Source organism: Alphaproteobacteria bacterium (genome assembly GCA_016722515.1).
GTDB lineage: Bacteria > Pseudomonadota > Alphaproteobacteria > Rickettsiales > JADKJE01 > JADKJE01.
On record JADKJE010000003.1, the window covers coordinates 425,676 to 441,507 of the forward strand.

Sequence of the window (15,832 nt, forward strand, 5' to 3'; positions counted from 1 at the left end):
AAATTTAATATATGGTTATAGTTTCAATTGATCTCTAAGCAAGATTCATTAAAGTTTTATTAAATTAAATATTGTGATTTTTTAAAAATGATCTCTACCTATGCTATAGCCGGTAACAAAGCGCCTTTAAATAGCTGTTTTGCTGAAGCTGTGGATGAATCACATGGTCTTTATCGGCAAAGCTAGTACGAAGCAGTTTATAATCGCGTCCTGCTTCACGGATACCGGCTTCCACGGCTCGTCGAAAGGCATTTAACTCAGCATGGTGCGAACATGAGGCAATGAACAAGGTTCCCTGGGGCTCTAAAAGTTGGGCGCATAAGAACGCCAGTTTTTGATATCCCCGCAAACCAGAGGCGATATATTGCTTATCCTTAATGAATGCCGGAGGGTCGGCTATGATTAAGCCATAGTGCCTGCCCTCGTTGATCCATGCAGGTAATAATTCAAATATATTTCCCTCTTCATAGGAGCAGAGGGAATCGACATGGTTTAACATCGCTGCCTGGCTGGCTAGTTTTAAGGCTTCAGCTGAGGCATCAACCAGGGTTACAGAAAGGGCGCCTTGTTGCGCTGCAGGCAAGCCAAACCCGCCTGTATGGGTGTATAAATCAAGGACGTGCTGATTGTTCGCAAACTGGGCGGCATAGCCCCTGTTTTCACGTTGGTCATAAAACCAGCCTGTTTTTTGGCCATGGATGAGGTTGGCCAGGTAGATTGTGTTACGTTCATGCACTTCCGTGGGTGTGGGAGGCTGTTCGCCCTGTACCGTAACCTCAAGCTTTAATCCTTCTTTTTTTCGGGATGCTCCATCGTCGCGGAAAATGATACCTTTAGGGTTAAGCAACGTTTTAAGTGCAGGAACCCAGAATGGTTTTAAGAGTTCCATTCCTGCAGTCGTAGTTTGACAAACCGTATAATCGCCAAAGCGGTCGATGATGAGTCCCGGTAGCTGGTCACCCTCTGAATGGATAAGACGATAATAGGGAATCTTGATAAGTGCTTCACGCTTACGCAGAGCCTGCTCAAACCGATATTTAAAAAATGCCTCGTCAATGGTTACAAGCCCTGAGCCTGTATGCAGCATTCGCAAGGCTATAATGCTGCGAGCGTTGAGCATGCCCATACCCAAGGCTTTACCCTGTTTGCTTTTTACCTGCACAACGGTTCCAGGCTGAAGCTGTTCAAGTTGCGAGTTCCAGGCAATGGCCGATTGATACACCCACGGAAATCCCTGTTCTAGATGCCGTGTCGCGTCTTTGTCGATAATGATGTGAGGTAACGAAGCTGATTTCATGGGGGAACTGTTGCATAAATGCTCGGTTGTGTCAATTCAAGAAAGGCCAAGCAGCACTCCCTATCGAGCCCCTCCCATCACCCCAAATTCATGCCAAAGAAGGCATGAATCTGACCCTACTCCGAGAGGTGGATAGAAGACGGACGTGCGGTACTGATATTCTTTATAGAAAACACTTGCAAACCCAACGCCGGTAGGGTAAATTTACCCAGCTTATCTTGATTGATTCGAGGTAGGTATTATCACACGCAGCCAGATTTTAAGGTGCCTGAGAGGTTCTTGGGTGTTTTTGGTTGCGGCGGTTTAAACCTTAATATTAGGATTATTATGTCTGTTTCTGATCGTATACCCCACGTTTCTATCCCTGAACTTATTTCTGTTGGCGCGCATTTTGGTCATAAAACCATGCGTTGGAACCCACAAATGAAATCATATATTTATGGTGAACATAACGGGGTTCATATTCTTGACCTTCAACAAACTGTGCCACTCTTTCGATCTGCACTGCAAAAAGTGTATGAAACCGTAAGAGGCAATGGCCGGGTATTGTTTATTGGTACTAAACGTCAGGCAACTGAAATTATTGCTGAAGAAGCTAAACGTTGCGGACAATATTTCGTTAACCATCGTTGGCTCGGCGGAATGCTTACCAACTGGAAAACCATTTCCCTGTCTATCCGTACCTTGCAAAGCTACGAGGAAAAACTTAATAACCCACGCTTGAACCTTTCTAAAAAAGAGCGTCTGGACTTAAGCCGCCAGTACGATAAATTACAGCGTAGCCTTGGTGGTATCCGTGATATGGGTGGTATTCCTGATTTGGTGTTTATTGTTGATACCAACAAAGAACATATTGCCGTTAAAGAAGCGCAAGCTCTTGGTATTCCAGTGATCGCTATCTTAGACAGTAACTCAACCCCTACAGGCATTACCTATCCAGTTCCTGCCAACGATGATGCAAGCAAAGCTATCCAGTTCTACTGCCAGGCTGTTGCCAATGCTGTTATTGCTGGTATAGAAGACGGATTGAGCGCTTCTGGTGTTGATCTTGGTGCTTCGGAAGACGTTCCTGGTGATATGTTTGACGGTGAGTCTTCTGATAAAGATGACAAACGTTCAGCTCGTAAACGCCCTGCTAAGCCTGCCCCAAATAAAGGACCTGCTAAAAAGCCAGTTAGAGCCAAAAAACCTACAGACAGCGATAATGCTGCTTCTGAAGAATAATGGATCTTTGTCGTTTTAAAAAAGGAATCGTGTATGTCAGTTACCATTACCATGGATCAAATTAAAGATCTGCGTGTTAAAACCAATGCCGGTATTTCAGACTGTAAAAAAGCCCTCGCTGAAAACGATGGCGATATGGAAGCAGCCGTCGATTGGCTTCGTAAAAAAGGCCTCGCCTCTGCTGCTAAAAAATCTGGAAATGTGGCCGCGGAAGGATTAGTGGGTGCTAAAGTTGAAGGCAATACCGGAGTGATTATTGAATTTAATAGTCAAACCGACTTTGTTGCTAAAAACGAGCAATTTCAAAATCTTACCCGTTCTATTTTATCGGTTGCATTAAAAGAAGGCACTTCGATTGAAGCCCTCAGAGCTGCAACATTCCCTGGCACATCTCATGCTATCCAGGATGAGATTGTGAACCATATCGCAGTGATTGGTGAAAACCTGAATCTGCGTCGCGTTCAACGCCTCAGCGCTGAACATGGTGTGGTTGCCAGCTATCTGCATAATTCAGATACTGCAGAACTGGGAAAAATTGCGGTGATCATCGCGCTTGAATCTACCGGAGACAAAGCTAAATTAAATGAATTGGGCCGCCGTATTGCTATGCACATTGCTGCTGCAAAACCGGAAGCCCTGCGCATTGAAGACGTAACCGCCGAAAACTTGGCGCGTGAACGTGATGTTCTGGTTGAACAAGCCAGAGCTTCAGGTCGCCCGGAGAATATCATCGAGAAAATGGTTGAAGGACGTATCCGCAAATACTACGAAGAAGTCGTGCTGCTGGAACAAATTTTCATCATCGATGGTAAAACCAAAATTTCTGATCTTCTGGAACAGGCTGCTAAGGATATTGGCGCTCCTGTTGCTATCTCTAACTTTGCCTTGTTTGTATTGGGCGAAGGCATCGAGAAGAAAGAGACTGATTTTGCTGCTGAAGTAGCGGCTGTGATGCGCGGCTAATAGTGAATGTTAAATCCTCCTAAGGCCAAACCTTAGGAGGATTATTTAGGGAGGGAAGCATGAGAGAGCCAGTGACAGGCAATCCTAAATATAAAAGGGTTCTCTTAAAGATATCCGGTGAAGCGTTGATGGGAACGCTTCAATATGGTCACGATTACGAAATCATCAACCGCGTTTGCAAAGAAATTGTCCGAGTCCACGAGATGGGCGTCGAAATTTGCCTCGTTGTGGGCGGAGGCAATATCTTTCGTGGTGTTTCTGGGTCGGCCTCGGGGATGGAGCGAGGAAGTGCCGATTATGTTGGAATGTTGGCGACCATTATCAACGCCCTTACCCTGCAAAATGAATTAGAAAAAATGAATGTTGAAACCAGGGTGCTGTCAGCCATCCCTATGGACAGCATTTGCGAGCCTTATATCCGTCGCCGTGCGCTGCGCCATATGGAGCGCGGCCGGATTGTTATTTTTGCCGCCGGTACAGGTAACCCGTTTTTTACTACCGATACGGCATCTGCCTTGCGTGCGACTGAAATGGGATGCCAGGCGTTGCTTAAAGCAACCAAGGTCGATGGAGTGTATTCATCCGATCCTTTCAAAGATAAAAACGCCATCCGGTATGATCACCTTACCTATATGGATGTGCTGACCAAACAGCTTAATGTGATGGATGCTTCGGCAATCACCCTCACCCGTGATAATCATATTCCTATTATTGTTTTCTGCATTCACGATGATAACGCATTTTCAGATGTGATCTGTGGGAACGGAACCTTTACTATTGTTGATGGAGTAACACAATGACCAAGCAAGTTGCACAGGATGTCAGTAAACGTATGGATGGTGCGTTGCACCAGTTTAAACATAATATCAATGGCTTGCGTACCGGCAGGGCTTCGGCTAACCTGCTCGATAATATCCGCGTTGATGCCTATGGTGACCATATGCCGATTAATCAATTGGCCACCGTTAACGTACCAGAAGCGCGTCTGATTACCGTTCAGGTATGGGATTCATCCGTGGTTTCCAGCGTTGAAAAAGCCATTAAAAATGCCCAGCTTGGCCTTAATCCCATGGCTGAAGGCAGCGTGATCCGTATCAATATCCCCGACTTGAGTGAAGAGCGCCGTAAAGAGCTGGTCAAAGTATTGGGTAAATTTTCTGAAGAAGCTAAAATTGCCATGCGTAACGTTCGCCGTGATGGAATTGATGTCCTTAAAAAACTTGAAAAAGAAGGTGATATCACCGAGGATGAGCTTCATTCTGGCAGTGAAGATATCCAAAAAATCACGGATGATTTTGCCAAATTGGTGGAAGAAGCAGCAGGTAAAAAAGAAGCTGAAATCATGAAAGTGTAAATTCAGTATCCGTATCGCTTACTAGCAAAATAGGTTTATCATGCCTCATTCCTTTAATAAAACCCCCAACCACGTTGCCATCATTATGGATGGGAATGGCCGTTGGGCCACGGGCAAAGGATTGCCTCGGGAGATAGGCCATAAAAAGGGTGCGGAAAGCATTCGTGAAGTGATGAGTGCCTGTCAGGATGCGGGTATTAAATACCTCACTATTTATGCCTTTTCGTCCGAAAACTGGCAACGTTCGGATCATGAGGTTAAAAAGCTTATGGATTTATTGCGTTACTACCTAACGCATGAACTAGCCTCACTAAAAAAAAACGGGGTATCCCTCCACATTATTGGGGATGTAGCTGTACTTCCCGATGATATCCAGCATTTGATAGCGAAAGCTGAATTAGAAACTTCGCACAATTCAAAATCAGTGTTGAATATTGCCTTAAGCTACGGTAGTCGTCATGAAATTATTAATGCGTGTAAATCTATTGCCTTCCAGGTATCTACTGGACTGATGGATCCTAACACGGTTAATGAAGTACTGTTTTCCCGTTACCTTTATACGGCCAATATCCCTGACCCAGATTTACTCATCCGCACAGGTGGTGAAGTCAGGCTCAGTAATTTTCTCTTGTGGCAGTGCGCCTATACCGAGCTTTATTTTACCGATACACTCTGGCCTGATTTTAACAAAGACCACTTCCTCAAAGCCTTGGCTGATTATGCAGCAAGAGAGCGGAAATTTGGAAAATAATGGAAGCGCGCGTATGCGCAATGAGGTTTAGGAAGAGGCCAGGATATCCTTCCCAAGGCGTTTATTTTAATTGGGTGAAATGAGAATATTCAGTGTACCTGTGTAGGTACCATCTGGTACGGCATCAAGTGCAGCGCTGGTAATGGTTAGCCTTATTCGTGCAGTGGGGGATGCCCCACCGTTACAATTGGAACTATTGAACGGCGTGTCTGCTGGAAATCGTGCATTGCTGGCTGCTATTGAACTTCCAGAAGTTAGGGTTTTTGACGTTCCACCACCAGGATTAGCAGCCCCTCCATCATTCCATTGAACAGAGTAAGCCACCGAGCGTGCACCATTTTTTATTAAAAATCCTGGACCATTTCCTGTGGCCGTAACATGGTAATTACGCGTCGCTGGTGTTCCTCCAACATACACACATACAAAAACATCCTGTTGGATATTACCATTACCCGTGATCCATAATGGCACCGTTACATCGCTAAGTCTTGAAATACGTGCAGAGTTTACTGCATAAGCTTCACTGTGGCTTAACCCTGCCATAAGCAGGCTTAAGCCACAGATCACAGAATGATATTTTTTTTGGCTCAACATTGGGCGTGCACTTTAAATAGGTGAAACTAATAAAGTTAATGTTCCGGTGTACACACCGTCACTGATCGCTTGCATATTTGCATTGGTAATACCCACAATAATCCTGGCGGTATTTCCAGGGGTTGTGCCCGCACAATTAGAATTATCAGTTGCTGCATTATTTAATGTTCCCGATGTCACATTGGCAGTTAACGCTGTACCAGTATTAGCCAACGCTCCAACACCACCTGAATTCCACGTAACGGTATAAGGTAAGGTGACTGCGCTGGCACTCAATGTAAATGCGCTTGCTGTACCACTACCCGTTGCCTTTACTGTATAAGCGCCAGATGGCCGTGTTGAATAGACACAGACATCGTTGGTTAACGTAACGGCTCCATCGCCATCAACCCATGATGCTAGGGTTAGGTCTGTTAACCCACTGATTTTTACACGTGCTGGTTTTGTCACACTTATAGTAAGCGATCCTGTAGACGTAGCTCCCAGGGTACCCTGTGTCGCTGCTTCAACTTGTGAGGCCGATACTATTGTTGCTAACAAAGCCAACACCATTTTATATGATTTACCCATACCCTACTCCTATTAATCATTTATTGCATATTAATTGCAAGCCATTATTTAATATTACCATCCAATTATTAAGATGTTATTCATTTGCGTATAATATTACCAATTTATTATTTTAAAAATTAATGATTTGTTATTGATTTAATCATTAATCTCACTTTTGAATACGTCATGTGATCATGTATTGAATCATAAGGTGTTTTTTGTATAGAGAGTTGCCACATCAAAACACCGCCCTCCCATAAAGGAAAAACCACGATATTAAATGTGACGTTTTTTTTAATTTTATATTGAAATTTGATCATGAACGTGGTTTTAATATGCGCCCAAGAATACGTCAATACAGTGCGTCTTAGGGAATAAAGGCAGTGGGGTATGATAATCACAGTTTATGTTGTTTCGGGGTGTTCTATGTTTCATTGCTATCCTATTGACATGCCTTCCTGGGTTAGACGCACAGGCACGTGACAACCCTCTTGCACCGATTGCTATTCCAGTTAAAGCTGGAGCACCTCGTGGATTTGAATTTCTGGATGAACCACAGATAGGTAAGGTTGATGTATCCTATGGTGGCAGGATGATTGGTTCCGCTATGGTTACCTATACGTCCGAAACGGTTGCCTTTGAAAATATCAATGAGCTGTTAAACACGATTCCAGCCATTAAGCCTGATGCACTGGATAAAATAGTCACCACCTTATCGGGCAAGATCAGCAATCACGCCGAGAACATCTGTTCGCGCTATTCAGGTAATTTTTCAAAGAATGATTGCGGCACCCTCACCCCTGATGTTGCGGGAGTTATTTTTGATGAGTCTCATTTTAAGGCTGAACTGTTTATCAATTCAACCCTGCTTGACAAACAAGACAGCAAAAATGACCGAATTCTTCCCCCAGCCGAAAACATCTTTTCTGGACTTCATTCTTTTTCAGGCAATGTCAGTAAAGAGCCCGATGGCCGTGATAGTTTTTCAATGATCCAAAACTCTACCCTTGGTTATGGCCAGGGGCGGTTTAATCTGGTGAATGTCTATACCCAGGATACCCAGCGGATGGATTCGGCACTCCTTAGTTTAGATAAAAAGGGCTACTTGTTTAAAGCGGGGTATTTTGAAAGCCTGGCCCATCATATATTGCCAGAGCTTCAAGTAACGGGGGTATCCGCGGCTACATCGTTAGACACTAATTTGGCACAAAAACGCAATGCTGGTAACCAAATTTGGCTTTTTCTTCCCACACGCAGTTGGGTAACCCTGCTCCATAATAATATTATTTACGCTACCGAATTTTATGAAGCGGGAAATCAAATTATTGATACGACCGCCCTTCCTGAAGGTGCGTACGACATTACCATCCGCATCCGCGAACCCAATGGCAATACCCGCGATGAAAAACGTTTCTTTGCTAAAAATTTCCAAATCCCTCCACCAGGCCAACCTATTTATTATACCATGGCAGGATTTGTCCGGCAGCAAGACCAAACCCAACCCTTGCCGCAAACCTCATCAACTCCCATTTTTCAAGCCGATACCATTCGCCGCATTACGGATAATATCGGCGTCAATGCAAGCCTCATGGATGTCGGCGATACTGGTTATATAGAACTGGGAACCTTTTGCTTTTTAAACCAAATCAAAAAATAAGTTTAAATAGCATGGGCAGCACCAGAGGTGATGTAGGACTTTCAGTATCTTATGCAAGTAATTGGAATGAAGGGAAAATTTCGTATGCGGCTGATGTTCGAAAAATATGGGCCGGCGAACCAAATGTCGCGCTGTTACCCCATGATGCACAGCGTTTAATCCACGGAGATACGTTTCAGGGATCAACCTTGTTAAGCTATCTTGTCTTGCCTGATGTTTCTCTTAATTTTCAAGCCAATGGCAGTGAAGATTCCGAGCATGTTAAATCGTATGCCATCGGTCCCTTTGTTCGCTGGAATATGTGGCAGAAGGGTGAAAATGACCTTAGTTTTTATGCCGATGCCAATCGTACACAAACCGGCGATATCTATTCTGGCTATTTGCGGTTAACGCTGCGCCTGGGGGCGTGGGGATATGTGGGTGAAGGAGGCGTTTCTGGCGATCAATCATCATCGAGTGCAACGTCGAATAATACCAAACGCTTCCCCTATGCTTATAACCGCGTCACCTGGAATGATGACAAAGATCCGACCCATTTATTGGTTGTTGGCGCAGAATCACGTGAGCAAGCCCATTACCAAAATCATCTGGTTGACTTGGATTACCACAGCCGCTTAGGACGACTAAAATTATTGGCTGAAGAAACCATTACCCATTCGAACCATTCAACCTTTGCCAATGGAGCCTTTGGCTTTAGCATTGCCCATACCGGACGTAGCGCGGCCTTTGGAGGCGATAATCTCTTAGGCAGTGGGGTTATTATTAATCCTAAGGGAGAAACCAAGCATAGTAATCTGTCCGTCTTGGTCAATGGGGTAGAACGAACCACCCTTAATACCGGCTCTAAAACCCTACTAATATTACCGCCTTATGATACGTATCAAATTTCACTCCTGCCTAAAGATGACAGCAGTTTGGAGATTGATGCCACCAAGCGGCCTGTTACCCTCTACCCAGGCAATATCATTGATATGGATTGGGACATCCATCCTATCACCGTTATTTTAGGAAGGGTTGTAGACACTAAAGGAAACCCATTGGCCAATGCTAAATTAATGGAAGCACGCAACATAACGGTAAGCGACGAACAAGGTAACTTTCAGGGGGAGATTATAAACAACAACACCCTCACCTTTGAATTACGCCAGGAGAGCTCATCGATTGAGGTTGATGAAACAAATCCCGCCTTGAAGTTTAGTTCCTCACATCAACGCTGCCAGGTGAAGCTGTCGAACGTGAGTACAATCAATGGTGTCGCCGTTTACCCGGATCCACTTGTGTGTCAGTAGGTGGATGTGGAATTTTGTTAGTCGCAAAATAGTGTTGCGCTGGATCTCCAGCCCATTACGCTTACGCTAGGGTGTGGGAATCCAGCACAATACACATTGCGCGACTAGCGCAATTCCTTCTCATCGGTGCCTGAATCACAGTAATGTGGAATTTTGCTAGTCGCAAAATAGTGTTGCGCTAGATCTCCAGCCCATTACGCTTACGCTAGGGTGTGGGGCGTCATTCTCACCCTTTTTAAGCAGTATGAGCCGCAGGCGAGTGCTGCTTAAAAAAGAGTGAAATCCAGCACAATACACATTGCGCGACTAGCGCAATTCCTTTTCATCGGTGCCTAAATCACAGTAATACTGATTATTTCCTACCCTACAGTGTTATATCCCTCGAATTCATCCCATCAAACGTATGATACGTCACCGGTGCTTTGCCATAAGGCAGGGTGACACTCCAGCTTTGGCCAGCATAAATGCGGCTGATTGTTAGCTCTTTGCAATGCCCGGCAGACTCGCATTGCTGGCCGGACTGCAGCAGTACATTGGTATTGCCCTTGTTGGTAAATTCAATGGTATTTCCCACCCGTTTAGCGATTAAATCAGGATGTGGGTTTTGAGGGCGGATAATCACCAGCGCCTCATAACCAACTAACAATTTAAGGGCAACCTTCTCTTCCTTATTGTCCAGTTCATTCACAACAGGCTTGATGGTAACTCGATAAATTTGATCCTGATCGGTTGGCGGTGTCAGCATAATAAAACGCATTAACTTGGTAACCTTAGCAGGTAACACCATTTTTGCTGGCGAAACAATCAACCCTGATTTCTGCATGTTTGTGACGAGAACCTGCTGTTGGTTTTTGCCACCTGGATTATTAATTTTATAAATCTCGGTAGCGATATATTGTTTCTGGTCATCAAGGCTTCTAATTTCGATGTCTTTATGCGTTGTGGTTCCTGGAATAAAATCAAGAATCATAGCACTCATGCTAAATTCAGCATGGGCAGACGATGACCAGGATAAAAAGCCGGCTGTGAGAAGAAACCGAAGTGACGACGAAAATGAAAATGCCATACCCTTAACCTTACTACCAAGAATGAATTCTTTTCCAGGCTAGTCTTTTAAAGTTAATCTTTGGTGTATGGGGTTTCGATAAGCCGTTATGCAATTAGCGCCATTCTTGTCATAGGTGAATTACGCTAATCACTTTAGAACGGGACCGCTACAGATTTCTACCCGATGTTTGCCGGGAATTGATGGCGGTCTGTATCACCCATTTATTCGACGGCCGCATGGAACTATTTACTTGATTCATTAAGGCTGCGCATTTTGTATTACCGATGCTCGTTGCAAATTCATCTGGAAATTTTGCTTGAAGATACTCGGTCAATTTTTGAAATTCCAGAGGCTCCCCCCGCCAGTGCTTAAACTGGAATAATTCAGCTAATTGCCGATGTTTAACGATTAACTCTAAACAATTTACACTCCTTCCCGCCCACTCAGGTCGCAAAAGATCTTCTATCGTCAGGCGTTCACCATGCTGTTCTAACCAGATTAAAATGTTTGGCAACATTCCAGCTTGGATAAAGTTATATAAAGGGGAATGTCTGTAACCCATAGGTCTGGTTAATTGAGCCTTATCTTTAATATCATCTAAATCAACGCTAAAATTCACTCTCAAACTTGATGTTTTTGGTGACAATCCCAACTTAAATGCTCTATAGGCAACGGCTGCCAAAGTATGCTCAACGTCTAGTTCGTGACCACATACCAACGCAATGTATACGATTGCCGGAAAGCGCTCAGCGATCCTGGCAATTTCTTGATCATCCAGAAATTTTCGTTCTCTTATCGATTGTAGAAATGATTGAGCTTCATCATCATGTATGTCACATATTTCATCTATTTCAGGATTATCCTTATCGGTTATTTGACATACAAGTATATTATCTTTTGTATTTAAAACTTTTTTGAAATCAGCCGCTACAATTGGGCTTATATTGTTTCCGGATAGATAAATCGATACAAGAGAATGATTATTGTTTATAAACTCGAGCAGCAATTTAGCGCCCACATCTGTTATTTTATTGTCAGCTAAATTAATATAATTTATAAACTGATTATTTCCTAGTAAAGCCATTAGATATTCTATTCCTTTATCGCCTATTTCATTAGAACTTAAATCTAGACTCTCAAATGTAGTATTATCCTCCAAGGCTCCCTTTAAGTGATCAGGCAAGGTATCCAAGCGCAGGCCGCTATTTTTCAAGGTCAGAGTCGTAATCGAACAATTTTTGTTGAGTCCCCCCCACAAATGCTCTATACCTTCATCACCTATTTTATTACCACTAAGATTAACACAATCCATTGTGCAATTAACCCTCAGGACTTCTGCAAAACACTTGACACCCTCATGTGTGATATGAGTTGAATTCAAATAAAAAGTCCTAATCGAGGTATTTTCCTTCAAAGCCCTTGCCAAACAAGAAAAATCATCATCTCCTATATCGGAATTAATTGAATTAAAAATGACAACAGATTTATTGACACGTATAACATCCGCCAAATAGATCGCATCATTACCATGAAATATATTCCACTCAATTGTGCGAACACTGGTATTAACTTTAAGCTCATTGGTAATATTCTTTGACTCTTCATCCGTTAGTCGATCATTAATTGAACAGACAACAAGGCTGTTTTGCTGTAATTTATTAAGTGTTTCGGTACTGCTTATTTTCATTATTGATGACCTTCTATAGCTTTTGCGATAAATTTTACTCGGGCCCGCTACCGATCTCTACCCGATGTTTGCCGGGAATTGATGGCGGTCTGTATCACCCATTTATTCGACGGCCGCATGGAACTATTTACTTGATTCATTAAGGCTGCGCATTTTGTATTACCGATGCTCGTTGCAAATTCATCTGGAAATTTTGCTTGAAGATACTCGGTCATTTTTGAAATTCCAGAGGCTCCCCCCGCCAGTGCTTAAACTGGAATAATTCAGCTAATTGCCGATGTTTAACGATTAACTCTAAACAATTTACACTCCTTCCCGCCCACTCAGGTCGCAAAAGATCTTCTATCGTCAGGCGTTCACCATGCTGTTCTAACCAGATTAAAATGTTTGGCAACATTCCAGCTTGGATAAAGTTATATAAAGGGAATGTCTGTAACCCATAGGTCTGGTTAATTGAGCCTTATCTTTAATATCATCTAAATCAACGCTAAAATTCACTCTCAAATTTGATGTTTTTAGTGACAATCCCAACTTAAATGCTCTATAGGCAACGGCTGCCAAAGTATGCTCAACGTCTAGTTCATGACCACCTACAAACGCAAGCGTTACGATTGCCGGAAAGCGCTCAGCGATCCTGACAATTTCTTGATCATCCAGAAATTTTCGTTCTCTTATCGATTCTAGAAATGATACAGCTTCTTGTTGATGCATGTCACATATTTCTTTTATTTCAGGATTTTCCTTATCGGTTATTTGACATAAAAGTATATTAGGTTTTGTATTTAAAAATTTTTTGAAATCAGCCGCTACAGTTGGGCTTATCTTGTTTTTGGCTAGATAAATCCATACAAGAGAATGATTATTGTTTATAAACTCGAGCAGCAATTTAGCGCCCACATCTGTTATTTTATTATCAGTTAAATCAATACAATTTATAAACTGATTATTTCCTAGTAAAGCCATTAGATATTCTATGCCTTTATCGCCTATATCATTAGAACTTAAATCAAGTCTCGCAAATGTAGTATTATCCTCCAAGGCTCCCTTTAAGTCATCAGGCAAGGTATCCAAGCGCAGGCCGCTATTTTTCAAAGTCAGAGTCGTAATCGAACAATTTTTCTTGAGTACCCCCCACAAATGCTCTATGCCTTCATCACGCATTGTATTGTGAGAGATGCAAACTGAATAAATTGCACGATTAACTCTCAATGCTTCTGCAAAACACTTGACACCCTCATGTGTGATGTGAGTTGAATTCAAATAAATGCTCCTAATCGAGGTATTTTCTTTCAAAGCACTTGCCAAACAAGAGAAATCATCATCTCCTATACCGGAATTACTTGAATAAAAAGTGACAACAGATTTATTGACACGTATAACATCCGCCAAATAGATCGCATCATTACCATGAAATATATTCCACTCAATTGTGCGAACACTGGTATTAACTTTAAGCTCATTGGTAATATTCTTTGACTCTTCATCCGTTAGTCGATCATTAATTGAACAGACAACAAGGCTGTTTTGCTGTAATTTATTAAGTGTTTCGGTATTGCTTATTTTCATTATTGATGACCTTCTATAGCTTTTGCGATAAATTTTTCTCGGCCCGCTACCGATCTCTACCCGATGTTTGCCGGGAATTGATGGCGGTCTGTATCACCCATTTATTCGACGGCCGCATGGAACTATTTACTTGATTCATTAAGGCTGCGCATTTTGTATTACCGATGCTCGTTGCAAATTCATCTGGAAATTTGTCTTGAAGATACTCGGTCAATTTTTGAAATTCCAGAGGCTCCCCCCGCCAGTGCTTAAACTGGAATAATTCAGCTAATTGCCGATGTTTAACTATTAACTTTAAACAATTTACACCCTTATCTGCCCGTCTCAACCACTCAGGTCGCAAAAGATCTTCTATCGTCAGGCGTTCACTATGTTGTTCTAACCAGATTAAAATGTTTGGCAACATTCCAGCTTGGATAAAGTTATATAAAGGGGAATGTCTGCAACCCAAAGGCCTGGTTAATTGAGCCTTATCTTTAATATCATCTAAATCAACGCTAAAATTCACTCTCAAATTTGATGTTTTTAGTGACAATCCCAACTTAAATGCTCTATAGGCAACGGCTGCCAAAGTATGCTCAACGTCTAGTTCGTGACCACCTAAAAACGCAAGCGTTACGATTGCCGGAAAGCGCTCAGCGATCATGACAATTTCTTGATCATCCAGAAATTTTCGTTCTCTTATCGATTTTAGAAATGATCGAGCTTCTTGTTGATGTATTTCGCATATTTCTTCTATTTCAGGATTATTCTTATCGGTTATTTTACATACGAGTATATTAGTTTTTCTATTTAAAACTTTTTCGAAATCAGCCGCTACAGTTGGGCTTATCTTGTTTTTGGCTAGATAAATCCATACAAGAGAATGATTATTGTTTATAAACTCGAGCAGCAATTTAGCGCCCACATCTGTTATTTTATTATTACTTAAATCAATACAATTTATAAACTGATTATTTCCTAGTAAAGCCATTAGATATTCTATTCCTTTATCGCCTATTTCATTAGAACTTAAATCTAGACTCTCAAATGTAGTATTATCCTCCAAGGCTCCCTTTAAGTCATCAGGCAAGGTATCCAAGCGCAGGCCGCTATTTTTCAAGGTCAGAGTCGTAATCGAACAATTTTTGTTGAGTCCCCCACAAATGCTCTAATCCTTCATCACCTATTTTATTACCACTAAGATTAACACAATCCATTGTGCAATTAACCCTCAGGACTTCTGCAAAACACTTGACACCCTCATGTGTGATATGAGTTGAATTCAAATAAAAAGTCCTAATCGAGGTATTTTCCTCTAAAGCCCTTGCCAAACAAGAAAACTCAACATCTCCTATATCGGAATTAAATGAATTAAAAGTGACAACTGATTTATTGACACGTATAACATCCGCCAAATAGATCGCATCATTACCATGAAATATATCCCACTCAATTGTGCGAACACTGGTATTAACTTTAAGCTCATTGGTAATATTCTTTGACTCTTCATCCGTTAGTCGATCATTAATTGAACAGACAACAAGGCCGTTTTTTGCTGTAATTTATTAGTGTTTCGGTACTGCTTATTTTCATTATTGATGACCTTCTATAGCTTTTGCGATAAATTTTACTCGGGCCGCTACCGATCTCTACCCGATGTTTGCCGGGAATTGATGGCGGTCTGTATCACCCATTTATTCGATGGACCATGGAACTATTTACTTGATTCATTAGGCTGCATTCTGTATTACGGATGCTCTTTGCAAATTCATCTGGAAATTTGTCTTGAAGATACTTTGGTCAATTTTGAAATTCCAGAGGCTCCCCCTAGTGCTTAAACTGGAATAATTCACTAATTGCCGATGTTT

15 protein-coding genes are annotated in these 15,832 nt (G+C 42.2%); 7 read left to right on the forward strand and 8 right to left on the reverse strand.

The window, feature by feature from the left end:
* Positions 1-103: 103 nt before the first annotated feature.
* Positions 104-1,297 (reverse strand): class I SAM-dependent rRNA methyltransferase, encoded by a 1,194-nt coding sequence (locus IPP74_10505; protein ID MBL0319699.1) that lies wholly within the window; start codon positions 1,295-1,297, stop codon positions 104-106.
* 327 nt (positions 1,298-1,624) lie between these two features.
* Here IPP74_10505 and rpsB point away from each other — a divergent pair, with 327 nt between their 5' ends.
* Genes rpsB through IPP74_10530 form a run of 5 tightly spaced genes read left to right on the forward strand, consistent with a single transcriptional unit; the run spans position 1,625 to position 5,589 of the window.
* Positions 1,625-2,521 (forward strand): 30S ribosomal protein S2, encoded by an 897-nt coding sequence (gene rpsB, locus IPP74_10510; GenBank protein ID MBL0319700.1) that lies wholly within the window; start codon positions 1,625-1,627, stop codon positions 2,519-2,521.
* Between the two features lie 51 nt (positions 2,522-2,572).
* The gene (locus IPP74_10515) at positions 2,573-3,484 is read left to right on the forward strand and encodes an elongation factor Ts (GenBank protein ID MBL0319701.1); all 912 of its coding nucleotides are present in this window, start codon (positions 2,573-2,575) and stop codon (positions 3,482-3,484) included.
* 59 nt (positions 3,485-3,543) lie between these two features.
* The gene (locus IPP74_10520; GenBank protein MBL0319702.1) at positions 3,544-4,284 is read left to right on the forward strand and encodes a UMP kinase; all 741 of its coding nucleotides are present in this window, start codon (positions 3,544-3,546) and stop codon (positions 4,282-4,284) included.
* A complete protein-coding gene (gene frr / locus IPP74_10525) occupies positions 4,281-4,838 on the forward strand; it encodes a ribosome recycling factor (protein ID MBL0319703.1) in 558 nt (185 codons plus the stop codon). Before IPP74_10520 ends, frr begins: the two co-directional genes overlap by 4 nt.
* 40 nt (positions 4,839-4,878) lie before the next feature.
* Positions 4,879-5,589: an isoprenyl transferase gene (locus IPP74_10530; GenBank protein MBL0319704.1), complete on the forward strand. Its 711-nt coding sequence runs from the start codon at positions 4,879-4,881 to the stop codon at positions 5,587-5,589.
* 66 nt (positions 5,590-5,655) lie between these two features.
* Here IPP74_10530 and IPP74_10535 read toward each other — a convergent pair whose 3' ends face one another.
* Entirely contained in the window at positions 5,656-6,183 is a 528-nt protein-coding gene (locus IPP74_10535; GenBank protein MBL0319705.1) for a hypothetical protein, read from the reverse strand.
* Between the two features lie 12 nt (positions 6,184-6,195).
* On the reverse strand, positions 6,196-6,753 hold the full coding sequence (locus IPP74_10540; GenBank protein MBL0319706.1) for a hypothetical protein: 558 nt from the start codon (positions 6,751-6,753) through the stop codon (positions 6,196-6,198).
* Between the two features lie 388 nt (positions 6,754-7,141).
* Here IPP74_10540 and IPP74_10545 point away from each other — a divergent pair, with 388 nt between their 5' ends.
* Both IPP74_10545 and IPP74_10550 read left to right on the forward strand, forming a co-directional pair.
* On the forward strand, positions 7,142-8,392 hold the full coding sequence (locus IPP74_10545) for a TcfC E-set like domain-containing protein (protein MBL0319707.1): 1,251 nt from the start codon (positions 7,142-7,144) through the stop codon (positions 8,390-8,392).
* An 11-nt stretch (positions 8,393-8,403) separates the two neighbouring features.
* The gene (locus IPP74_10550; GenBank protein ID MBL0319708.1) at positions 8,404-9,681 is read left to right on the forward strand and encodes a CS1-pili formation C-terminal domain-containing protein; all 1,278 of its coding nucleotides are present in this window, start codon (positions 8,404-8,406) and stop codon (positions 9,679-9,681) included.
* Between the two features lie 364 nt (positions 9,682-10,045).
* Here the strand turns inward: IPP74_10550 and IPP74_10555 are convergent, their stop codons facing one another.
* The 5 genes from IPP74_10555 to IPP74_10575 form a co-directional block, all read right to left on the reverse strand.
* Positions 10,046-10,747 (reverse strand): fimbria/pilus periplasmic chaperone, encoded by a 702-nt coding sequence (locus tag IPP74_10555; protein MBL0319709.1) that lies wholly within the window; start codon positions 10,745-10,747, stop codon positions 10,046-10,048.
* A gap of 148 nt (positions 10,748-10,895) precedes the next feature.
* On the reverse strand, positions 10,896-12,416 hold the full coding sequence (locus IPP74_10560) for a hypothetical protein (protein MBL0319710.1): 1,521 nt from the start codon (positions 12,414-12,416) through the stop codon (positions 10,896-10,898).
* A 378-nt stretch (positions 12,417-12,794) separates the two neighbouring features.
* Positions 12,795-13,982: a hypothetical protein gene (locus IPP74_10565; protein MBL0319711.1), complete on the reverse strand. Its 1,188-nt coding sequence runs from the start codon at positions 13,980-13,982 to the stop codon at positions 12,795-12,797.
* A 46-nt stretch (positions 13,983-14,028) separates the two neighbouring features.
* Positions 14,029-15,084, reverse strand: coding sequence for a hypothetical protein (locus IPP74_10570; protein ID MBL0319712.1), 1,056 nt, complete (start codon positions 15,082-15,084; stop codon positions 14,029-14,031).
* On the reverse strand, positions 15,074-15,379 hold the full coding sequence (locus IPP74_10575; GenBank protein MBL0319713.1) for a hypothetical protein: 306 nt from the start codon (positions 15,377-15,379) through the stop codon (positions 15,074-15,076). The genes IPP74_10570 and IPP74_10575 overlap by 11 nt, the downstream gene beginning before the upstream one ends.
* Positions 15,380-15,832 lie beyond the last annotated feature (453 nt).

Bases quoted from the DNA above. Each gene is read 5' to 3' on its own strand.
- IPP74_10505 (MBL0319699.1), bottom strand. From the start codon at position 1,297: ATGAAATCAGCTTCGTTACCTCACATCATTATCGACAAAGACGCGACA.
- rpsB (MBL0319700.1), top strand. From the start codon at position 1,625: ATGTCTGTTTCTGATCGTATACCCCACGTTTCTATCCCTGAACTTATT.
- IPP74_10515 (MBL0319701.1), top strand. From the start codon at position 2,573: ATGGATCAAATTAAAGATCTGCGTGTTAAAACCAATGCCGGTATTTCA.
- IPP74_10520 (MBL0319702.1), top strand. From the start codon at position 3,544: ATGAGAGAGCCAGTGACAGGCAATCCTAAATATAAAAGGGTTCTCTTA.
- frr (MBL0319703.1), top strand. From the start codon at position 4,281: ATGACCAAGCAAGTTGCACAGGATGTCAGTAAACGTATGGATGGTGCG.
- IPP74_10530 (MBL0319704.1), top strand. From the start codon at position 4,879: ATGCCTCATTCCTTTAATAAAACCCCCAACCACGTTGCCATCATTATG.
- IPP74_10535 (MBL0319705.1), bottom strand. From the start codon at position 6,183: ATGTTGAGCCAAAAAAAATATCATTCTGTGATCTGTGGCTTAAGCCTG.
- IPP74_10540 (MBL0319706.1), bottom strand. From the start codon at position 6,753: ATGGGTAAATCATATAAAATGGTGTTGGCTTTGTTAGCAACAATAGTA.
- IPP74_10545 (MBL0319707.1), top strand. From the start codon at position 7,142: ATGTTGTTTCGGGGTGTTCTATGTTTCATTGCTATCCTATTGACATGC.
- IPP74_10550 (MBL0319708.1), top strand. From the start codon at position 8,404: ATGGGCAGCACCAGAGGTGATGTAGGACTTTCAGTATCTTATGCAAGT.
- IPP74_10555 (MBL0319709.1), bottom strand. From the start codon at position 10,747: ATGGCATTTTCATTTTCGTCGTCACTTCGGTTTCTTCTCACAGCCGGC.
- IPP74_10560 (MBL0319710.1), bottom strand. From the start codon at position 12,416: ATGAAAATAAGCAGTACCGAAACACTTAATAAATTACAGCAAAACAGC.
- IPP74_10565 (MBL0319711.1), bottom strand. From the start codon at position 13,982: ATGAAAATAAGCAATACCGAAACACTTAATAAATTACAGCAAAACAGC.